Annotated in this window: 14 protein-coding genes; 3 read left to right on the top strand and 11 right to left on the bottom strand. The window is 74.0% G+C overall.

Annotated elements, in window-relative coordinates; all coding sequences use genetic code 11:
• Positions 1 to 33 precede the first annotated feature (33 nt).
• The 6 genes from ACFVJQ_RS02515 to ACFVJQ_RS02490 all read right to left on the bottom strand — a co-directional run bounded on the left by ACFVJQ_RS02515 (position 34) and on the right by ACFVJQ_RS02490 (position 11,811).
• Positions 34 to 4,749, bottom strand: a complete 4,716-nt coding sequence (locus ACFVJQ_RS02515) for an HAD-IC family P-type ATPase (protein WP_385780340.1) — start codon at positions 4,747 to 4,749, stop codon at positions 34 to 36.
• 161 nt (positions 4,750 to 4,910) lie between these two features.
• The gene (locus tag ACFVJQ_RS02510) at positions 4,911 to 5,549 is read right to left on the bottom strand and encodes a GntR family transcriptional regulator (RefSeq protein ID WP_224739404.1); all 639 of its coding nucleotides are present in this window, start codon (positions 5,547 to 5,549) and stop codon (positions 4,911 to 4,913) included.
• A 203-nt stretch (positions 5,550 to 5,752) separates the two neighbouring features.
• Positions 5,753 to 7,531, bottom strand: coding sequence for a 2-oxoglutarate dehydrogenase, E2 component, dihydrolipoamide succinyltransferase (gene sucB, locus ACFVJQ_RS02505; protein WP_385780337.1), 1,779 nt, complete (start codon positions 7,529 to 7,531; stop codon positions 5,753 to 5,755).
• Between the two features lie 62 nt (positions 7,532 to 7,593).
• Positions 7,594 to 8,982, bottom strand: coding sequence for a dihydrolipoyl dehydrogenase (gene lpdA / locus ACFVJQ_RS02500; RefSeq protein ID WP_385509445.1), 1,389 nt, complete (start codon positions 8,980 to 8,982; stop codon positions 7,594 to 7,596).
• Between the two features lie 268 nt (positions 8,983 to 9,250).
• Positions 9,251 to 10,789, bottom strand: a complete 1,539-nt coding sequence (locus ACFVJQ_RS02495) for a leucyl aminopeptidase (RefSeq protein WP_385509444.1) — start codon at positions 10,787 to 10,789, stop codon at positions 9,251 to 9,253.
• Positions 10,790 to 11,025: 236 nt separating this feature from the next.
• The gene (locus tag ACFVJQ_RS02490; protein WP_385509443.1) at positions 11,026 to 11,811 is read right to left on the bottom strand and encodes an adenosylcobinamide-GDP ribazoletransferase; all 786 of its coding nucleotides are present in this window, start codon (positions 11,809 to 11,811) and stop codon (positions 11,026 to 11,028) included.
• A gap of 61 nt (positions 11,812 to 11,872) precedes the next feature.
• Between ACFVJQ_RS02490 and ACFVJQ_RS02485 the strand changes: the two genes are divergently transcribed.
• Entirely contained in the window at positions 11,873 to 12,643 is a 771-nt protein-coding gene (locus ACFVJQ_RS02485) for a hypothetical protein (RefSeq protein WP_385509441.1), read from the top strand.
• 151 nt (positions 12,644 to 12,794) lie between these two features.
• Here the strand turns inward: ACFVJQ_RS02485 and cobT are convergent, their stop codons facing one another.
• Positions 12,795 to 13,913 (bottom strand): nicotinate-nucleotide--dimethylbenzimidazole phosphoribosyltransferase, encoded by a 1,119-nt coding sequence (gene cobT, locus ACFVJQ_RS02480; RefSeq protein ID WP_385509440.1) that lies wholly within the window; start codon positions 13,911 to 13,913, stop codon positions 12,795 to 12,797.
• Between the two features lie 152 nt (positions 13,914 to 14,065).
• On the opposite strand from cobT, the gene ACFVJQ_RS02475 reads away from it, so the two are divergent.
• Positions 14,066 to 15,103, top strand: coding sequence for a class I SAM-dependent methyltransferase (locus tag ACFVJQ_RS02475; RefSeq protein WP_385780333.1), 1,038 nt, complete (start codon positions 14,066 to 14,068; stop codon positions 15,101 to 15,103).
• A gap of 21 nt (positions 15,104 to 15,124) precedes the next feature.
• Here ACFVJQ_RS02475 and ACFVJQ_RS02470 read toward each other — a convergent pair whose 3' ends face one another.
• Positions 15,125 to 16,333 (bottom strand): bifunctional adenosylcobinamide kinase/adenosylcobinamide-phosphate guanylyltransferase, encoded by a 1,209-nt coding sequence (locus ACFVJQ_RS02470; protein WP_385780331.1) that lies wholly within the window; start codon positions 16,331 to 16,333, stop codon positions 15,125 to 15,127.
• 264 nt (positions 16,334 to 16,597) lie between these two features.
• On the opposite strand from ACFVJQ_RS02470, the gene ACFVJQ_RS02465 reads away from it, so the two are divergent.
• Positions 16,598 to 16,810, top strand: coding sequence for a hypothetical protein (locus tag ACFVJQ_RS02465; RefSeq protein WP_224737563.1), 213 nt, complete (start codon positions 16,598 to 16,600; stop codon positions 16,808 to 16,810).
• 39 nt (positions 16,811 to 16,849) lie between these two features.
• Here the strand turns inward: ACFVJQ_RS02465 and ACFVJQ_RS02460 are convergent, their stop codons facing one another.
• From ACFVJQ_RS02460 to ACFVJQ_RS02450, 3 genes are all read right to left on the bottom strand, one after another.
• A complete protein-coding gene (locus ACFVJQ_RS02460; protein WP_385509436.1) occupies positions 16,850 to 17,932 on the bottom strand; it encodes a S1C family serine protease in 1,083 nt (360 codons plus the stop codon).
• A 69-nt stretch (positions 17,933 to 18,001) separates the two neighbouring features.
• A complete protein-coding gene (locus tag ACFVJQ_RS02455) occupies positions 18,002 to 18,703 on the bottom strand; it encodes a class I SAM-dependent methyltransferase (RefSeq protein WP_385780394.1) in 702 nt (233 codons plus the stop codon).
• 83 nt (positions 18,704 to 18,786) lie between these two features.
• Entirely contained in the window at positions 18,787 to 19,416 is a 630-nt protein-coding gene (locus ACFVJQ_RS02450) for a DUF3043 domain-containing protein (protein WP_385780327.1), read from the bottom strand.
• Between the last annotated feature and the right edge of the window lie 73 nt (positions 19,417 to 19,489).

The following is a 19,489-nucleotide window of genomic DNA, read 5'->3' as shown; positions in this document are numbered from 1 at the left end:
GTGCGGGGTACGGCTCCTTTGTCCGGGCCGATGTCATCCGCGAGGCTGCGCGATGGTGTCCTTCAGGTGAAATCTGCCTTGCATCCCGGCGATGCCCTGCGCCGCGGCCGGCACGACAACCGACCCCGCCGCCGACGCCAGCGCGATCGTCCAGCCCACGGGGCCCAGCGGCCGGCTGCCGAAGAAGTGGCTGAGCCCGGGCACGCTCACCACCACACCCAGCACCGCCAGGGACCCCGCCACGGCCGCTGCGACCACCGGATCGCGGCCCGCGTCCGCCAGCGTCTGGAGCAACTGGGACGTCACCAGGGCGACCAGGGCGACCGTGTCGGCGTGCCCCCGGGTGCCGGTCGCCCGGGCGAGCACCCAGGCGACGGTGGCCGCCGCCGTGGTGAGGACGGCGCGCAGCCGGATGTGGCGGGTCAGCGCCCTGCCGAGCGAGGCCTCCGGCCCCTCCGCGAGCAGCCGGCCGGCGTGGTCGGCGGGCGGCCGGGCGGCGATCGCCATCGCGGGCAGCATGTCGGTGAGCAGGTTCACCAGGAGGAGCTGGCGTGCGTTCAGCGCGCTGCGCCCGGTGAGCAGCGTGGTCGCCAGGGTGAAGACGATCTCGCCCAGGTTGCCGCCGAGCAGGATGCCGAGCGCCTTGCGCACCGAGGCCCACATGGCCCGGCCCTCGACGAAGGCGTCGACGATCGTCTCGATGCGGTCGTCGGTGACGACGACATCGGCGGCGGCGCGGGCGGCCGGGGTGGCCCGCGAGCCGAGGGCGATACCGACGTCGGCGATCCGGATGGCGGGCGCGTCGTTGGCGCCGTCGCCGGTGACGGCGACGATCCGGCCGGCCGAGCGCAGCGCGGTGACGATACGGACCTTGTGGGCCGGGGTGACCCGGGCGAACACCGTGATGTCCGGCAGCGTCCGGGCGAGCGCGTCGTCGTCCAGGGCGTCCAGCTCCGCCCCGGTCATCAGCCGGGGCTCCTCCTCGGGCCGCAGCTCCCGGGCGATCGCGGCGGCGGTGCTGGGATGGTCCCCGGTGAGCATGACGATGCGCACCCCGGCCCGGGACAGCCGGTCCACGCTCTCCGCGGCCGTGGCCCGCACCGGATCCGCCAGGCCCAGCAGGCCCAGCAGACACAGCCCGTCGACGTCCTCGTCGCCGAGCTCGGCGGGACCTTCCTGCGGCGCGCCCGCCGGCAGGACGTGCTCGGCGACCGCGAGGACCCGCAGGCCGCGCCGGGCCAGCCGGTCGATCTCCGCCTCGATCTCCTCCCGCAGCAGGTCCCCGAACGGCTCGGTGGCATACGGCTCGGCGGTACCCCGGCGGATACGGTCACAGCGGGCCAGTACCACCTCGGGTGCGCCCTTGACGGCGAGCCGTGCCTCGGAGTCGGTCCGCCCCAGCACGGCGTGGAAGCCGCGCCCCGGCTCGAACGGCAGCTCCGCCAGCTGCTCCCAGGCATCCGAGCCGAGCCCGGCGGCCCGCTCCGGGGAGGCACCGAGCAGCTCGGCCCCCGCCGCAATGGCACGGTCGGTGGGGTGGGCGAGCGTCGCGGCCGGGCCCCGCGGACCCGCCAGGGCCGCCGTGGCGACGATCCGGCGCAGCGCCGGGGTGAGCCGGTCGGGCGGACGGCGTTCCAGGGCGTCGGAGACCTGCTGAAGACTGATCCGTCCCTCGGTGAGCGTGCCGGTCTTGTCGAAGCACAGGACGTCGGTGCGGCCCAGCGCCTCGATGGTGGAGGCGCTGCGGACAAGGGTGTCGCGGGTGGACAGCCGGCGCGCCGCGGCCAGCTCCGCGACCGTGGCGACGAAGGGCAGCCCCTCCGGTACGGCCGCGACACACAGGCTGACCGCGGAGCCCAGGGCGGCGCCCGCGGGTCGCCTGCGCAGCAGGTCGACGGCGAACAGGACGACCCCGGCGGCGATGGACAGCGGCAGGAACCACCGGCCCAGCGCCTTCAGCCGCCGCTCCACACCGCTCTCCGGCGGCCCGCCCTCGGGGCCCGCCTCCGCCGCACTGCCCGCCTCGGTGGCCGCCCCGGTGGCGACGACCACGGCGAGGGCCTGGCCGGCCGCCACCGTCGTCCCCTGGTAGAGCATCGACGTCCGGTCCGCGACCGTCCGGGCCGCGGTCGGCGCGGCGCTCTTCACGACCGGCAGCGACTCACCGGTGAGACTGGACTCGTCCACCTCCAGACCCTGCGCCCGCACCACCCGGCAGTCCGCCGGAACCGCGTCCCCGGCCCGCAGCTCGATCACGTCGCCGCGCACCAGATGCTCACCGGCCGCCTCCACCGCCTCGGCCCGGCCGGGCCGCCGCACCCGCACCCGCGCCGAGGTCGCCTCGACCAGCCGTTCCGCCGCCTCGTCGGCCTGCTGCCGCTGCACCCCGCCGACCAGTGCGTCCACGCCGAGCACCCCGCCGATGAGTACGGCGTCGAGCACGGAGCCGAGCGCCGCCGAGATGCCGCCGCCGATCGCCAGAACTGGCGTGAGCGGATTGGCCAGTTCCTCCGCGACCCGGCCGATCAGGGTGACGGCGCCGTCGTGCCGGTCATGGCCCTCGAACTGCCTGCGCCGGGCGGCCTCGGCCTCGTCCAGCCCGCGGGACGAGGTGCCCAGACGGGCCATCACCTGACGCACCGTCATGGCATGCCAGGGCGTGCGCTCGGCGGCGGCCGGGGCGGGCCGGCCGTGCAGCTGCCAGCCCGCCCAGAAGCCCGCCGCGATCCCGGCGATGGTCACCCCGTCGGTCACCAGGCGGGCCCGCACCCAGGCCCGCGGGCGGGGCACCAGGAGGGCGAGGCCCGAGCCCAGCACGGCGCCGGCGGCCTCCAGCCGGGTGCACAGCCGGCTGATCCGCCGGGCCTCCGGCAGGGCCGTCAGCAGCAGGTGGACGACATCGGGCGGGGCGGCGACATCGGCGTCCCACGGCACATGCCGGGTGACGGTGATCACCCCGATGCCCAGGTCCGCGCGGACGAGCGCGCGCCGGGTCCGTGCGGAGACCACCGCGACACCGTGCCCGTCGGCCTGGAGTGAGCGCACCAGGGCGGCCGTACGCCGATGCCCGGTGGGCGCGGCCTCCGCGAGCCCGAACCGGCGGTGCAGACCGGGCGGGCCGCCCACCAGCCGCACCTGGCCGCACTCCCGCGCCGCGCGCACCAAGTGGTGGGCGAGCGGGTGCAGTTGGGGCACCAGGGCGGCCACGGCCACCGGCGTGCCCGCCCGCAGCACGAGCATCACCTGCGCACCCTCCTCGGCCCACTGCCGGGCCTGTGCGGCCGTCGCCGCGGGTACGCCGGCGCCGCGCGCCTCTCCCGTGAACGGCCGCAGCTCCCAGCCGCCCTGCCGCCGCGCAGGCAGCGGCACTCCGCCGTGCCGGGCCCGCCACCTGGGCGGCGGCCCGTCCGGCGCGATCAGCTCGTGGATACGCGCGTGGATCTCGTCGTCCCCCGGGCCCTCGCCCTCGGGACCCTCGGGTCCGCCGGTCTCCGGTCCGCCGTTCGGGCCGTCGGCCTCGGAGCGGACCGGCTCCGGGCCGACCGGCAGGGCAGCGAGGGGACCACCGTCGGCCGGCCCGGAGGGCGGTAGGCGCAGGACGTTCTCCACCGTCCAGGCGCCGTCGGCCAGTACCCGGGCGTCGAGGACCACCGTGTCGATGCGGTCCAGCCGGCGCAGCGTCTCCGGCCGCAGCACCAGGGCCCCGCGGTCGGAGACGGCCCGGCCCACCGAGGACGCGAACGCCTCCCGGCCGAACCGCGGGCCCCTCGGCGTCCCCGCGATCAGCAGCGCCAGCGCGTGGTCGTGGCCGAGCCTGCCGAGCGCGGTGAGCCCGTACGCCGCGAGGGAGGCCGGCGCCGCCACGTTCGCGTACCGCTCGCCCGGGCCCGGGGGCAGCGGTGCGGGCCGCTCGTAGCCCGGGACGGCGTCGTGGCGGTACGTGCCCTCGTGCACGGCCAGCCTGCGCGCCCAGTTCCCCCACGCCGCGCGGCGGGCCTGCACCTCCGTGTATCGGGCAGCGGCCAGTACGGCGGCCACCAGCGCGCCCAGCGGCCGGTACGTCAGCGTCGTCACCACCAGGTTCGCCGCGGCGAAGCCCCGCTCCGCGGCCGGCTCGCCGATCCGGCGGGCGAGGCCCTCACGCAGCGGCGGCATCGACTCCACGAGCTGGAGCGCCGAGATCACCACCGGCGGCAGGCCCCGCAGCCCGACGGCGTTCCCCACCGACGCCACGCCCACCGCCACCAGGCCCGCTCCGAGCCGTACGGCCGCGCCGATCCGTGCCCCCGCCGCCCCGGGGTAGCCCACCGGCGGCCGCCCCGCATCCACGCCCCCGGCACGGAGCGCCTCCTCCTCGGCGGCCGCGTCCGCGGCGGCGACGACGTCGACCAGGGTCTCCGGATCGGTCTCCGGCCCGCAGCCCACGTACACGCAGCCCAGCGTGCCGTTCACCTCGGCCCGGCTCACCCCCGTCACCCGGCGCAGCGCGGCCTCCAGCTCACGCGCCGCGGATGCCGTCCCGGGCCGTCCCAGGCGCCGAACCTCGATCTGCACGCCTCCAGGGGTCCACCAGAGCCGGGGCCCGCGGGGCCGCAGCATCGGCCCGACCCCCGGCAGCGCCGCCGGTACGCCGGTCAGCCCCTGCGCGACGGCCCGGACCGTCGAGGCGACGGCGGCCGTCGTCGAGGGCACCACGGACGCGGGCAGCACGGACCTGGTGAGCACGGAGGACAGCTGTGGCCAGATCACGCGCGGCCTCCACCATCGGCCGACGAGGGGACGGGGTCGCCGCCTCGGAGGACGACACGGCTCCCCTCAGTATGTGCAGGTCCCAGCAGCCTCGCCCGGGACAGGCGCGCCTGATGGGCCGCGTGGCCGAGTGCCCCCTACGGCACGAGCGAATCCCGAAATCAGGCGTGATCGTCGGCGGCGCGCGGCGCGCAGCCCAGCACGTGCTCCTTCACCAGGCGGCCGATGTCCGGATCGCGCCGCCGGAACGCCTCGACCAACTCCTCGTGCTCCTCGGCGTAGGACTGCTGGACCGTGCCCAGCCAGCGGATGGAAAGCGTCGTGAAGACCTCGATGCCGAGGCCCTCCCAGGTGTGCAGCAGCACCGAGTTGCCGGCCGCCCGGACCAGCTCGCGGTGGAAGGCGACCGTGTGCCGCACCTGGGCCGTGCCGTCGGACTTGCGGTCGGCCTCGTACAGGGCGGCGACATGCGGCTGCAGGGCCGAACAGTCCTGGGACAGCCGCTCCGCCGCCAGCTCCGCCGCGATCGCCTCCAGGCCGGCCCGGACCGGGTAGCTCTCCTCCAGGTCGGCCGCCGTCAGATTCCGCACCCGTACGCCCTTGTTCGGCGCCGACTCGATCAGCCGTAGCGACTCCAGCTCGCGCAGCGCCTCCCGCACCGGCGTCTGGCTGACCTCCAGTTCGGTGGCGATGCGCCGCTCCACGATCCGCTCGCCCGGCTGCCAGCGTCCGCTGATGATCCCCTCGAGGATGTGCTCGCGGATCTGTTCGCGCAGCGAGTGGACGACGGGCGCGGTCATGAGGGCTCCTTAGGGAGGGGCAATCCAGACCCCGGGGCGTTTGACGTTTAGACAATAAGGCCGCCGGACCGTCCCGGAGGGGCGCGCGGGGGCGCTTTCGCGCAGGTGAGACGAGACTTACACGCCCCGGCAACGCGGGACGCCCCCGCCCGGAGAGCTCCGGGCGGGGGCGCCGTACGACCTGTCAGGTCCTGTCGCAGAAATCAGAGGCCGAGCTCGACCTCGAACTCGCCCGCCTCCAGGATCGCCTTGACCGCCGTCAGGTAACGGGCCGCGTCGGCGCCGTCCACCAGGCGGTGGTCGTAGGAGAGCGTCAGGTACGTCATGTCCCGGACGCCGATGACCGTGCCCTCCTCGGTCTCGATGACGGCCGGGCGCTTGACCGTGGCACCGATGCCGAGGATCGCGACCTGACCCGGCGGAACGATGATCGTGTCGAACAGCGCACCGCGCGAACCGGTGTTGGAGATGGTGAAGGTCGCGCCCGCGAGCTCGTCCGGCGTGATCTTGTTGCCGCGGACCTTGCCCGCCAGGTCGGCCGTGGCCTTGGCGATACCGGCGATGTTGAGGTCACCGGCGTTCTTGATGACCGGGGTCATCAGGCCCTTCTCGGAGTCCACCGCGATACCGATGTTCTCGGTGTCGAAGTAGGTGATGGTCCCCTCGGCCTCGTTGATCTTGGCGTTGATGACCGGGTGGGCCTTCAGCGCCTGCGCGGCGGCCTTGACGAAGAACGGCATCGGGGAGAGCTTGACGCCCTCGCGCGCCGCGAACGAGTCCTTGGCCTGGGCGCGCAGCCGCATCAGGCGGGTCACGTCGACCTCGACGACCGAGGACAGCTGGGCCTGCTCGTGCAGCGCCTTGACCATGTTGTCGCCGATGACCTTGCGGATGCGCGGCATCTTGACGGTCTGGCCACGGAGGGGGGAGACCTCCAGGACCGGCGCCTTCTTGGCGGCCGGAGCAGCGGCAGCAGCCGGAGCCGGGGCAGCGGCGGCGGCCTTCGCGGCCTCGGCGGCGGCCAGGACGTCCTGCTTGCGGATCCGGCCGCCGACGCCGGTGCCCTTGACGGTGGACAGGTCGACGCCGTTCTCGGCGGCGAGCTTGCGCACCAGCGGGGTGACGTAGGCGCCCTCGTCGGTCGGCTGAGCGGCGGCGGGGGCCGGAGCCGGAGCGGCCGGCGCGGGCGCCGGAGCCGCAGGCTGGGCCGGGGCCGGGGCCGGAGCCGGAGCCGGAGCCGGGGCGGCAGCGGCGGGCGCGGCGGGTGCCGGAGCCGGTGCGGCGGGGGCGGCCGGGGCCGGAGCAGCAGCCGGAGCCGGGGCGGCCGGGGCCGGGGCAGCGGCCGGAGCCGCACCGGGAGCGCCGATGACGGCCAGCTTGGCGCCGACCTCGGCGGTCTCGTCCTCGCCGACCGTGATCTCCAGCAGCACACCCGAGGTGGGCGCCGGGATCTCGGTGTCGACCTTGTCGGTGGAGACCTCGAGCAGCGGCTCGTCGGCCTCGACACTGTCGCCGACCGACTTCAGCCAGCGGGTGACGGTGCCCTCGGTGACGGACTCGCCGAGCGCGGGCAGGACGACGTCCGTGCCCTCGGCGGCGCCACCGGCCGGAGCCGCGGGGGCGGCAGCCGGAGCGGGAGCCGGGGCGGCCGGGGCCTCGGCGACCGGAGCCGGGGTCGGCTCGGGAGTCGGCGGAGCGGGCACCTCCTCGACGGCCGGGGCCGGGGCGGCAGCAGGCGCGCCCGTGCCGTCGTCGATCACGGCCAGCTCGGCGCCGACCTCGACGGTCTCGTCCTCGGCGACCTTGATGGAGGCCAGGACACCGGCGGCCGGGGCCGGGATCTCGGTGTCGACCTTGTCGGTGGAGACCTCGAGCAGCGGCTCGTCGGCCTCGACGCGCTCACCCTCGGCCTTCAGCCAGCGGGTGACAGTGCCCTCGGTGACGCTCTCGCCGAGCGCCGGAAGGGTTACGGAAACCGCCATGGTTTCGGTTGCTCCTTACGAATTGCGGAAGTCTGTGTCGTCGCGCCCGATGACCGAGAGCGTCAGTCGTGGGAGTGCAGCGGCTTGCCGGCCAGGGCCAGGTGGGCCTCGCCGAGGGCCTCGTTCTGCGTCGGGTGGGCGTGGATGAGCTGGGCGACCTCCGAGGGCAGCGCCTCCCAGTTGTAGACCAGCTGGGCCTCGCCGACCTGCTCGCCCATGCGGTCGCCGACCATGTGGACGCCGACCACCGCACCGTCCTTGACCTGGACGAGCTTGATCTCGCCCGCGGTCTTGAGGATCTTGCTCTTGCCGTTGCCCGCCAGGTTGTACTTCAGGGCGACGACCTTGTCCGCGCCGTAGATCTCCTTGGCCTTGGCCTCGGTGATACCGACGGAGGCGACCTCGGGGTGGCAGTACGTCACCCGGGGCACGCCGTCGTAGTCGATCGGGACGACCTTCAGACCGGCCAGCCGCTCCGCCACCAGGATGCCCTCGGCGAAGCCGACGTGCGCGAGCTGGAGGGTCGGGACCAGGTCGCCGACCGCGGAGATCGTCGGGACGTTCGTCCGCATGTACTCGTCGACGAGGACGTAGCCGCGGTCCATGGCGACCCCGGCCTCCTCGTAGCCCAGGCCCTGGGAGACCGGGCCGCGGCCGACGGCGACGAGGAGGATCTCCGCCTCGAACTCCTTGCCGTCGGCGAGGGTGACCTTGACACCGTCGGCCGTGTACTCGGCCTTCTGGAAGAAGGTGCCCAGGTTGAACTTGATGCCGCGCTTGCGGAAGGCGCGCTCGAGCAGCTTCGAGCTGTTCTCGTCCTCGACGGGGACGAGGTGCTTCAGGCCCTCGATGACCGTGACGTCCGTACCGAAGGACTTCCACGCGGAGGCGAACTCGACGCCGATGACACCGCCGCCGAGCACGATCGCCGACTTCGGCACGCGGTCCAGGACCAGGGCGTGGTCCGAGGAGATGATGCGGTTGCCGTCGATCTCCAGGCCCGGCAGCGACTTCGGCACGGAGCCGGTGGCCAGCAGCACGTGACGGCCCTGGATCCGCTGACCGTTCACGTCCACCGAGGTGGGGGAGGACAGCCGGCCCGCACCCTCGATGTAGGTGACCTTCCGGGAGGCGATGAGCCCCTGCAGACCCTTGTACAGGCCGGAGATCACCTCGTCCTTGTACTTGTGCACACCGGCGACGTCGATGCCCTCGAAGCTCGCCTTGACGCCGAACTGCTCGCTCTCGCGCGCCTGGTCGGCGATCTCGCCCGCGTGAAGCAGGGCCTTGGTGGGGATGCAACCCCGGTGCAGGCAGGTGCCGCCGACCTTGTCCTTCTCGATCAGGGCGACGTCCAGGCCCAGCTGCGCCCCGCGCAGGGCCGCGGCGTAACCACCGCTACCACCGCCGAGGATCACTAGGTCGAAAACGGTGCTGGCGTCGTTCGCCACGTCACGTCCTCCATGCATGTGCGCCGTACGCCGGTCGACGATGACCGGCTGGGCGGCTGGTGTCCGGCCGCTCTACTTCGGCCCTTCGGTGGGGCCCTGTCCTGCCGAGCCCCATCTTCGCACTTGTCACCGCGGGACGAGACGCGGGGCCGGAGTGTGATACGTCGCACGCTCGTTTGTCGATGTGCGGCTCCGCCGCGCGGGCGCGACCGGCCCGCTCGCAGCGGAGCCGCCGTACGACAAGGAGACCCGGGTCAGTGGGCGAACCTCAGCCCAGATCACCCGAAGCGGTCAGCTCGGCAAGCCGGACGAGCGTCCGCACCCCGGACCCCGTACCACCCTTCGGCGTGTACCCGAACGGTCCCTGCTCGTTGAAGGCGGGCCCGGCGATGTCGAGATGCGCCCAGGTGATGCCCTCGCCCACGAACTCCCGCAGGAACAGCCCGGCGACCAGTCCGCCGCCCATCCGCTCACCCATGTTCGCGATGTCGGCGGTCGGCGAATCCATTCCCTTGCGCAGGTGCTCCGGCAGCGGCATCGGCCAGGCCGGCTCCCCGACCTCCTCCGCGGCCTCGTGCACCGCGGAGCGGAACGCCTCGTCGTTGGCCATGACGCCGAACGTCCGGTTGCCGAGCGCCAGCACCATCGCGCCGGTCAGCGTCGCCACGTCCACGATCGCGTCCGGCTTCTCCTCGGACGCCGCCCACAGCGCGTCGGCGAGGACCAGCCGCCCCTCCGCGTCGGTGTTCAGCACCTCCACGGTCTTGCCGCTGTACATCCGCAGCACGTCACCGGGGCGGGTCGCCGAACCGGACGGCATGTTCTCGGCCAGCGCCAGCCACCCGGTGACGTTGACCTCCAGCCCGAGTCGCGCGGCGGCGACGACGGCCGCGAACACGGCGGCCGCCCCGCTCATGTCGCACTTCATCGTCTCGTTGTGACCGGCGGGCTTCAGCGAGATGCCGCCCGAGTCGTAGGTGATGCCCTTGCCGACGAAGGCGAGGTGCTTCTTCGCCTTGGAGTGGGTGTACGACAGCTTCACCAGGCGCGGCGCCGCCGCCGAGCCGGAGCCGACGCCGAGGATGCCGCCGTATCCGTCCTTGGCCAGCGCCTTCTCGTCGAGCACCTGCACCTTGATGCCGTTCTCCTTGGCCGCGGCCTGGGCGACCGCGGCGAAGGCCTCCGGGTTGAGGTCGTTCGGCGGGGTGTTGACCAGGTCGCGGGCGCGGTTCAGCTCCTCGGACACGGCGGTGGCGCGCTCGACGGCCGCCTTGTGCGCCTTGTCGCGGGGCTTGCCGCCGAGCACGACGGCCTCGGCGAGCGGGGCCTTGCCGTTCTTCTTGCCCTTGGCGGCGTTGCTGTTCTGCGCGTTCTCCTTGTACACGTCGAAGGAGTACGCGCCGAGCAGCGCGCCCTCACCGATCGCGCCGACGGCGGCCGCGTCCGCGACCGGCAGGGCGAACGCCGCCTTCTTGGAGCCGGCCAGCGCGCGGGCGGCGACGCCGGAGGCCTTGCGCAGCGCCTCCGCGTCGTACTCCGCATCCTTCTCGGGCAGGGCGCCCAGGCCCACCGCCACCACGAGCGGCGTCCTGAAGCCGGCCGGTGCGGGCAGCTTCGTGATCTCGCCCTCGGCCCCGGAGGCACCGAGGGTCTCGAGGACGCCGGCCAGCCCGCCGTCGTACGCCTGGTCCACGGCCTCCGCGCCCGGTGCGACGACCGGGCCCTTGTCGCCCTTGGAGACACCGATCACGATCGCGTCGGCCCGCAGGCCGGGCGCCGCGGCGGTGCTGAGAGTCAGAGCAGTCACGGTGGTGAAATCTCGCTTCCGATGTGAAGTTGCAGGGGTCGAACGGGATGGGTCGACCGGGCCCGACAGCCGACCCCAGGTGCACCTCACGCGCGGTATTCGTCCGGGCAGGTGGACACCGGACACGAGACTACGCCCGGCAGGCTTTCCCTCATGCCTGCGGGCGTTCACCTCTGGGTGGCGTCGTCGCCATGTCCCGATCCTCGCACTTCATGAGCCGGGTCACACCCGTGGGGTTACTGGCCGAGTGCGAGAACCACCAGCGAGGTCGTCGCCGCCGTCTCGGCGAGGCCGCCGAAGACGTCGCCGGTGACTCCGCCGAAGCGGCGGATGCAGTGGCGCAGCAGGAGTTCGGCGACCGTGACGGAGGCGACGACCGCGAGGGCGGTACGGGCGATGTCGTACGGCCCGAAGAGCGCCCCCAGGACAGCGGCGGCCCCCGTGACCGCGAGGGCCGCGCCGAGCGCCCCCCGCGCCGGGACGACTCCGGCGACGGCCGCCCCCAGCCCCTCCGGCCGGGCCGGCGGCACCCCGCCACGGGCGGCCAGGGTCAGCGCCAGCCGGGCGGCGGCCGCCGAGACGACGGCGGCGAGCGCACCGCGCGCCCAGGAGGCGTCGTAGAGCTGCGCCAGGGCCGCCACCTGGGCGAGCAGCACGAAGACGAGCGTGATCACCCCGAACGGCCCGATGTCCGACTGCTTCATGATCCGCAGCGCGTCCTCGGCGGGCCTGCCGCTGCCCAGCCCGTCCGCGGTGTCGGCCAGCCCGTCGAGATGCAGCCCCCGGGTGAGCGCCGCCGGCACGGCGACACCGCCGACGGCGGCGAGCAGCGGACCGGCGCCGAGCAGGAGCAGCAGCAGACCGATCCCCGCGGCGCAGCCCCCGACGACCAGCCCGACGACCGGCGCGCACAGCATTCCGCCCCGCGCCGCTCCCCGGTCCCAGCGGATCACCGTGACAGGAAGGACGGTGAGCGTGCCGAAGGCGAAACGAAGGCCGTGCAGGGGCGGGAACTCGGGCATCCCGGCAGCGTACGCGAGGACTTGTGGAGCACCTCGGGGGGAACCCGGTCAAACTGGACGCATGGGAGTGTGGCTGGAGCGCAACATCGTCGAACCCGGCAAACTCCCCCTGCTTCTCGCCCTGACCGCCTTCGTCGTCACCTTCGTGATCACCCGGGTCATCACCCGCCTCATCCGGGCGGGCAAAGGCCCCTTCGGCAACGTCAGCGCGGGCGGCGTGCACATCCATCACGTCGTCCCCGGCGTGGTCCTCACGGTCATCGGCGGCTTCTGTGCCGTCGCCGGCGGGCAGCACGGTTTCGGCTCGGCCCTCGCCGCCGTCGTCTTCGGGATCGGCGCGGGCCTGGTCCTGGACGAGTTCGCGCTGATCCTGCATCTGGCGGACGTCTACTGGACCGAGGCCGGCCGCAAGAGCGTCGAGGCGGTCGTGCTCACCACCGCCCTGGTCGGCCTGCTCCTCCTCGGCTTCGCGCCGTTCGGGGTGAACGACCTCAGCGAGGACGACCTCCAGGACCGCGGGTCGGCGATCAGCGCGATCGCCGGGAACTTCCTGCTCGCCCTCATCGCCCTCGCCAAGGGCAAGGTGCGTATCGCGATCTTCGGGGTGGTCATTCCCTTCGTCGCCCTCTTCGGCGCGATCCGTCTGGCCCGCCCCGGCTCCCCCTGGGCGAAACACCTCTACCGTCGCCGCCCCCGCGCCCGCGCCCGGGCCCAGCTGCGCGCCTACCACCACGACCGCCGCTGGGCGGGCCCCAGCCGCAGACTCCAGGACTGGATCGGCGGCACCCCCGACCCGGACCCGACCCACGCCCTCGAACGCCACACACCGTAGCTGCGGGCAGTCGTGCCTCCCCCAGTGCCTTAAGGGCCTGGGGGACCCCCAGGCGGCACGGGTGGGCACAGCGGCACCCCGTCGGCGCGGGCCGACCCCGACTGCCACCGGGACGCCCCGCACTCGCCGCCTGCGCAGCTTCCGCAGCCGCCTACTCCGTCTCGCCGGCCTCCGCCTGCTCCTCCGTCACCGAGTCCGCCTTCTCGGGCTCGTCCTTCTCGGGCTCCGCCTGCTCGGGCAGCTCCGCCGCCAGTGCCGCCGCGGCCTGCACCAGGGGCAGTGCCAGCAGGGCGCCCGCGCCCTCGCCGACCTTCATCCCGTGGTCGAGGAGCGGCTCCAGAGCCATCCGGTCCAGCGCCTTGGCCTGTCCCGGCTCCCCGCTGTTGTGCCCGGCCAGCCACCAGTCCGGCGCCCGGAACGCGATCCGCTGGGCCACCAGCGCACACGCGGCGACGACCACCCCGTCCAGGATCACCGGCATCTTCCGCACGGCGCTCTGCAGCAGGAACCCGGTCATCGCGGCGAGGTCGGCACCGCCCACCGTCGCCAGGAGCTGCAACTGGTCCCCGAGCACCGGCCGCGCCCGCCGCAGCGCGTCCCGGATCGCGGCGCACTTGCGCATCCACGCCAGGTCGTCGATCGCGAGGCCGCCCCGCCCGGTCACCACGGAGGCGTCGGTTCCGCACAGCGCGGCGACCAGCACCCCGGCCGCCGTCGTGCCGCCCACGCTCACATCGCCCAGCACGACCAGATCCGTACCGGAGTCGGCCTCCTCGTCGGCCACCGCGACCCCGGCCCGGAAGGCGGCCTCGGCCTCCTCGGCCGTCAGCGCGTCCTCGATGTCGATCCGGCCGCTGCCACGCCGCACCCGATGCCGTACGACGTCCTCGGGCAGCGTCCCCGGATCGCAGTCCAGTGCCATGTCGACGACCCGCACCGGCACGCCGAGCCGCCGGGCGAGCACGGACACCGGCCGGCCGCCCTCCAGCACCTCCTGCACCAACTCCGCGGCACTGCCCGCGGGCCGCGCCGACACTCCCAACTCCGCGACGCCGTGGTCACCGGCGAACAGCACCACGCGCGGCTGTTCCACCGGCCGCACCGGTACGGCGCCCTGCGCCGCGGCCAGCCACTCACCCAGGTCGTCGAGGCGCCCGAGCGAACCGGGCGGCACGATCTGACGCTCCCGGCGCGCCTCGGCGTCGCGGCGCACCCCGCCGTCGGGGCGCTCGATCAGATCGGTGAAGTCGTCGAGATTAAGCGAGCTCATTCGCCGAACAGTACCGGCCTCGATCGAACAGAGCGGCGCCACATGGCCACCACCACCCCACGACGTCATTGCACCCAAGATCGCGATCCCATACGTTCCGGTTTGCAGGGGAATGTCGTAGGCCTCTGTCCGTCTTCTCCCGGGAGCCGCCGATGCCACCCACGTCCCCCGACCCAACGGCGGCCGAGCGACGCCGTGCCGCCTGTTTCGCCGAACTCGCCCTGGGCACCGCCCGCTTCCACGCCCCGCGCCGCGCCGACTGCCCCTGGTGCGGCTCGGCCCGCCTGCTCACCCGCTTCACCGCCCCCGACCTGCTCCACCACAAGCCGGGCACCTTCACGCTCGACGAGTGCCGGGACTGCGGCCACACCTTCCTGAACCCGCCTCTCTCACCCGAGGGCCTCGCCTTCCACCACCGCTACCCGCACGACCCCCGGCCGGGCCGACGCCGGCTCCGGGCGGCCGCCCGCGCGCTGCTGCCCTTCCCGGAGCCGGAGAGCTGGCTGGACGTCGGCACGGGCGACGCGCACTTCCCGCAGGCGGCGCGGGAACTCTTCCCGTACACGGCGTTCGACGGCGTCGACCCCACCCACCGCGTGCTGGGGGCCCGCGCGGCCGGCCGGATCGAGGAGGCGTACGTCGGCCACCTCGCCGCGCCCGACCTCAGCGCACGCCTGCGCGCCCGCTACGACGTCGTCAGCCTGCTCCACCACCTGGACCGCACCCCCGCCCCCCGCGCGGAAATCCGGGCCGCCGTCACCGCGCTGCGCCCCGGCGGCCACCTCCTCCTCGAAGCCCCCGACCCCCAGTGCGTGTTCGCCCGGCTGCTCGGCAAGTGGTGGCTCCCGCACACCCTGCCCCGCCATCTGCACCTGATCCCGCTGGACAACCTCCGCAGGGAACTGGAGTCCCACGGCTGCACGATCGTCACCGCCGACCACCGCCCGGCCCACCGGCCCCACGACCTGTCAACGGCCGTGTCCCTGGCGGTGTCCCACGTCCTGCCGGCCCCGGACACCCCGTGGCGGCCGACCGCACCGACCCCGCTCCAGCAGACGGTCCGTACGGCCTTCCGGTGCGCCGCCCTGCCCCTGACGGCGGCAGCCGGCGCCGCGGACCACACCCTGGCGCCCCTGCTCCGCCGCACCCGCTTCGCCAACGCCTACCGGATCATCGCCCGCCGCACCTGACCGCGCAGCGGCGGTGGACGGTCACCCCCGCAGCAGCACCGCCTGCCCCGCCACCACCAGCAGCACCTGCTCGCACTCACCCGCGAACGCCGCGTTGAGCCGCCCGAGTTCGTCCCGGTACCGCCGCCCCGACGCCGTGACCGGCACGATCCCCGACCCGACCTCGTTGGACACGGCGACCACGACCCGCCGGGTCTGCCGCACCGCCTCCGTCAGCTCGCGCACCCGCTCCCGCAACGCACGTTCACCCCCGTCGGCCCACTCGGCGTCGTCCCACGCCTCGACGGAGTCCATCGCGTCGGTCAGCCACAGCGACAGACAGTCGATCAGCAGCGGCGGCCCGTCCTCCTTCAGCAACGGCACCAGATCGCACGTCTCCACCGTCCGCCACGAGCCGGGCCGCCGTTCTCGGTGCGCGGCGACCCGCTCCGCCCACTCGCCGTCCCCGTTCCGGGTGCCGCCCGTCGCGACGTACAGCACATCGGGGAACGCCTCCAGCCGCCGCTCCGCCTCCACCGACTTCCCCGACCGCGCCCCGCCCAGCACCAGCGTCCGGCGCGGCACGTCCGGCACGTCCTCGTACGCCCCCACCGCCAGCGTCGTCCCGTCCGGCACCGCGCGCGCCCCGGCCGCCGCCAGCCGCCGCCGCAACTCGGCCCCCGGCGGCACGTCGTGGTCCAGATGAACGGCGACGACATCGGTCGTCGGCCCCACCGCGCCCACCGCCCGCAACCGGGCCAGGCCGTCCGGCCGCCCCACCACGTCCGCGAGCAGCATGTCGTACGGCTCGGCCTGGGCGGAGCCCTCCTCCAGCCCGGCCGGTGCGCCGCCCGGCGGCAGATACAGCACCCGCCGGCCGTCCGGCCCGGTGACCGCGTACCCCGTGCCCGGCGAGTCCATCGCCACCGCCCGCACCCGATGCCCCGTCAGCAGCGCCAACTCCCGCCCGTCCGGCACCCGCCCGGGCTGCGGCAGCCCGGCCGGCACCTCCACCGGCGGCCCGTCGTGCGGATGCGACAGCAGCACCTGCCGTACGCCCGACAGCGAACGCCCCGCCCGCGCCGCCGCGAACGCCGCACCCGGCGTCAGATCGAGCAGCAGCGCCCCGTCCACCACAACGGAGGTGGCCGCCCGCGCATCCACGCCGAGCGCGGTCGCGCAGGCCGCGCAGGGACAGTCGGGGCGGGGCAGTCCCGCCGGGGCACCGGTGCCGAGCAGAGTCAGTTCCACGCCCCCGATTTTCACCGCTAGCCGCCGACACTGCGCGCCCGGGACCCGCCGCCTGCGCAGCTGCGGGCAGTCGTGCCGCTGGGGCGGCACGGGTGGGCGCAGCGGCACCCCGCAGGCGCGGGGCGAGCGAAAGGCCGGGACCAGCCCCCACAAACCCGCACGGTGACAGATCACCCGCAGCCCCACGACGGCACCCAGCGGAGCGCATAGGCTCAGCACGGGAGCCGGACCAAGATCCGGCGTGCTGACACCTGGGAGGCGTACATGGCGGCATGGACGTGGCGGTTCGAGAAAGCCGACGGGACGGAGGTCCAGCCCGCGGTGCAGCCCGAGGAGTTCACCACGCAGGGGGACGCCGAGTCCTGGATCGGGGAGCACTGGAAGGAACTGCTCGCCGGGGGCGCGGACCAGGTGCGGCTGTTCGAGGACGCCACGGAGATCTACGGACCGATGAGCCTGCACGCGGACGAGGCGTAGCGGGGGCAGGGGGCGGCCGACGGCCGGGCCGCCCCGTTCTCACTGCTCGCCCAGCGTCACGTCGACGGTCCGCTCGTCGCCGTTCTGGGTGAACGTCACCGTGGTCCGGTCGCCCGGCTGCGCGGTCGCCAGCGCCTCGGCGAGCGAGGTGATGGTCGTGATGTCGTCGTCGCCCAGCCGCGTGATGATGTCCCCGGGTGCGATCCCCGCCCGCTCGGCCGCCCCGCCCTCGATCACCTCGACGACGGCGACCCCGGCGGGCCGGAACTGGTCGTCCACGACCGTGCGGCCGGTGATGCCGAGCGCCGCCCGGCCCGAGTCGGTGACCCGGCCTTCCTTGACGATCTGATCGGCGACCGTCTTCACCATCGACGCCGGGATCGCGAACCCGATGCCGGGCGCCGCACTGTCCCCGAACTTGGGGTCGAGGGCGGCGAGCGTCGGGATGCCGATGACCCGTCCGTCGAGGTTCACCAGCGCGCCGCCGCTGTTGCCGGGGTTGATGGCGGCCGACGTCTGCACCATGTTGGGGAGCGTCGCGCCCGTACCGCCGCCGCTGCTGCCCTCGGTGACGGTCCGTCCGGTCGCCGACACGATCCCCTGCGTCACGCTCGACGACAGTCCCAGCGGCGAACCCATCGCCAGCACGATCTGCCCCACCTCGATCTTGGCCGAGTCCGCGAAGGCCGCCGCCTTCAGGCCCTTCGGGGCCTTGTCCAGCCTGATGACGGCGAGGTCCTGCTGCGGGTACGAGTAGACGAGCTCGGCGGTGAGTACGTCCTCGCTGTTCGCCGTCGTCACGGCGAAGGTCCTCTCCTTGCCGACGACATGCGCGTTGGTGACGACGTGCCCCCGGTCGTCGTACACCACGCCCGATCCCAGAGAGTTGCGCCCCTGGATCTGCACGACCGACGGCAGGACGTCCTCGATCACCTTCTGGTAGTCGTCCTGCAGGTCCTTGGCGGCCACCGGCAGCGCGGCCTGCCTGGTCGTCGACTCCGGCTCGTCCGGCGAACCGGAGCCGGTGCACCCGGCGACGAGCGCAAGGGCGGCCGAGAGGGCACCGACGAGGACAAGGCGGCGCAGGGCACGGGTCACGATCAAGAACGAGGGAGCGTCCATGCCCCGAGTCTCTCCTCGGCACGACGCGCCTGCCCTGCGCTACTCACCCGAACGGGCAGCCCCAGCCTGCTATCCGCGCACTCCGCAGAGATGCAGCAACGCAGCGACCCCCCGATACGGATCCGTCCGCCCGGCCCGCTCCTCCGCTGCCAGCAGTACCGACACGTCGGTCGGCAGCTCCGCCCCGTCCGTAGCGGTGTCCGTGAAGACCCGCACCCCGTACCACGCGTGCAGCGGCGCTCCGATCCCGGCGAGGGTGGCGGTCAGCGTGCCCAGCCGGTCCGCCCGTACATCGAGCCCCAGCCGATTCCGGTACGCGGTCGTGTCGAAGGCCGCCAGCGCGGCACTCCAGTCCCCGGACAGCCCCGGCCGCATGGCCAACGCGTCACCGTTGCGCACCAGCAGCGACAGCAGCCCGCCCGGAGCGAGCATCCGCGCCAGCCCCGCCAGCAGCGGATCGGGATCGTTGACGTACATGAGCACGCCATGACAGAGCACCACGTCGAAGCTGCCCGGCAGGAAGTGCACCCCCGTGTCCCGCCCGTCTCCCTCGACGAGCCGCACCCGCTCCCGGATCCCCTCCGGCTCCGCGGCGAGCGCCGCCCGCGCCGCGGACAGCATCGCGGAGTCCTTCTCTATCCCCGTCACCTGGTGCCCGGCCCGGGCCAGCCGCAGCGCCTGCGTCCCCTGGCCCATCCCCACGTCGAGCACCCGCAGCCGCTGCCCGACCGGGAACCGCCCGGCTATCTGCTCGTCGAGCTGCCGGGCCACCAGTTCCAGTGACACGACATCCCGCAGCCCGCCGAGACCGCTGAGCCAGGCACCCGCCGCACCCCCGGAGAACGAAGCCGCGCTCAGGGCCGCTCTCCGCGCTTGACCTGCGGCTTCGGCAGCCGGAGTCGGCGCATCTGGAGGGAGCGCATCAGCGCGTAGGCGACCGCACCGCGCTTGTTGTCGTCGGGGAAGCGCTCGGCGAGCCGCTTCTTCAGGCGGTAGCCGGTGACGAACGAGTCGAGCACGATCAGCACGATCACGACGAGCCACAGCAGCAGCGCGATGGTCTGCAGCGCGGGCACCCGCACCATGCTCAGCACGAGGATGACCACGGCCATCGGCAGGAAGAACTCCGCGATGTTGAACCGCGAGTCGATGAAGTCGCGCGCCAGCTTGCGGACCGGCCCCTTGTCCCGCGCCGGCAGATACCGCTCGTCGCCGGTGGCCAGCGCCTGGCGCTGCCGGTCCAGCGCGGCACGGCGCTCCTCGCGCTGCCGCTTGGCGGCCTCCTTGCGCGTCATCGACGTATTTGCGACGCTGCGGCGCTGGGACTGGGCCTCACTGCGCTTGGGCGTCGGCCGGCCCTTCGGGGCCTGCGGGTCACGGGTCTGCTTGGAGTCGGTCAGCGGCGCCTTGTCGGCGACTGCGGCCTTCTCTTCCTTGGCACGGCTACGGAACACAAAACCCAAGGGTACGGGGTACCAGCGCATGGACCCCAGCCCGGTGGGGAACGATCCCGCAACACCAGTCGTCTGTAAGGGGACAGAGGGGACGATGCGTACG

Source organism: Streptomyces sp. NPDC127197 (assembly GCF_042672405.1).
Classification (GTDB): domain Bacteria; phylum Actinomycetota; class Actinomycetes; order Streptomycetales; family Streptomycetaceae; genus Streptomyces; species Streptomyces flavusporus.
Note: the sequence above shows the minus strand (reverse complement) of the source record. Positions and strands in the feature narration are given on the sequence as shown.

What these genes read in the sequence shown, in the direction of transcription:
- ACFVJQ_RS02490 (WP_385509443.1), bottom strand. Translation starts at nt 11,811, where the DNA reads ATGCCCGAGTTCCCGCCCCTGCACGGCCTTCGTTTCGCCTTCGGCACG.
- ACFVJQ_RS02485 (WP_385509441.1), top strand. Translation starts at nt 11,873, where the DNA reads ATGGGAGTGTGGCTGGAGCGCAACATCGTCGAACCCGGCAAACTCCCC.
- ACFVJQ_RS02510 (WP_224739404.1), bottom strand. Translation starts at nt 5,549, where the DNA reads ATGACCGCGCCCGTCGTCCACTCGCTGCGCGAACAGATCCGCGAGCAC.
- cobT (WP_385509440.1), bottom strand. Translation starts at nt 13,913, where the DNA reads ATGAGCTCGCTTAATCTCGACGACTTCACCGATCTGATCGAGCGCCCC.
- ACFVJQ_RS02450 (WP_385780327.1), bottom strand. Translation starts at nt 19,416, where the DNA reads ATGCGCTGGTACCCCGTACCCTTGGGTTTTGTGTTCCGTAGCCGTGCC.
- ACFVJQ_RS02465 (WP_224737563.1), top strand. Translation starts at nt 16,598, where the DNA reads ATGGCGGCATGGACGTGGCGGTTCGAGAAAGCCGACGGGACGGAGGTC.
- ACFVJQ_RS02460 (WP_385509436.1), bottom strand. Translation starts at nt 17,932, where the DNA reads ATGGACGCTCCCTCGTTCTTGATCGTGACCCGTGCCCTGCGCCGCCTT.
- ACFVJQ_RS02475 (WP_385780333.1), top strand. Translation starts at nt 14,066, where the DNA reads ATGCCACCCACGTCCCCCGACCCAACGGCGGCCGAGCGACGCCGTGCC.
- sucB (WP_385780337.1), bottom strand. Translation starts at nt 7,531, where the DNA reads ATGGCGGTTTCCGTAACCCTTCCGGCGCTCGGCGAGAGCGTCACCGAG.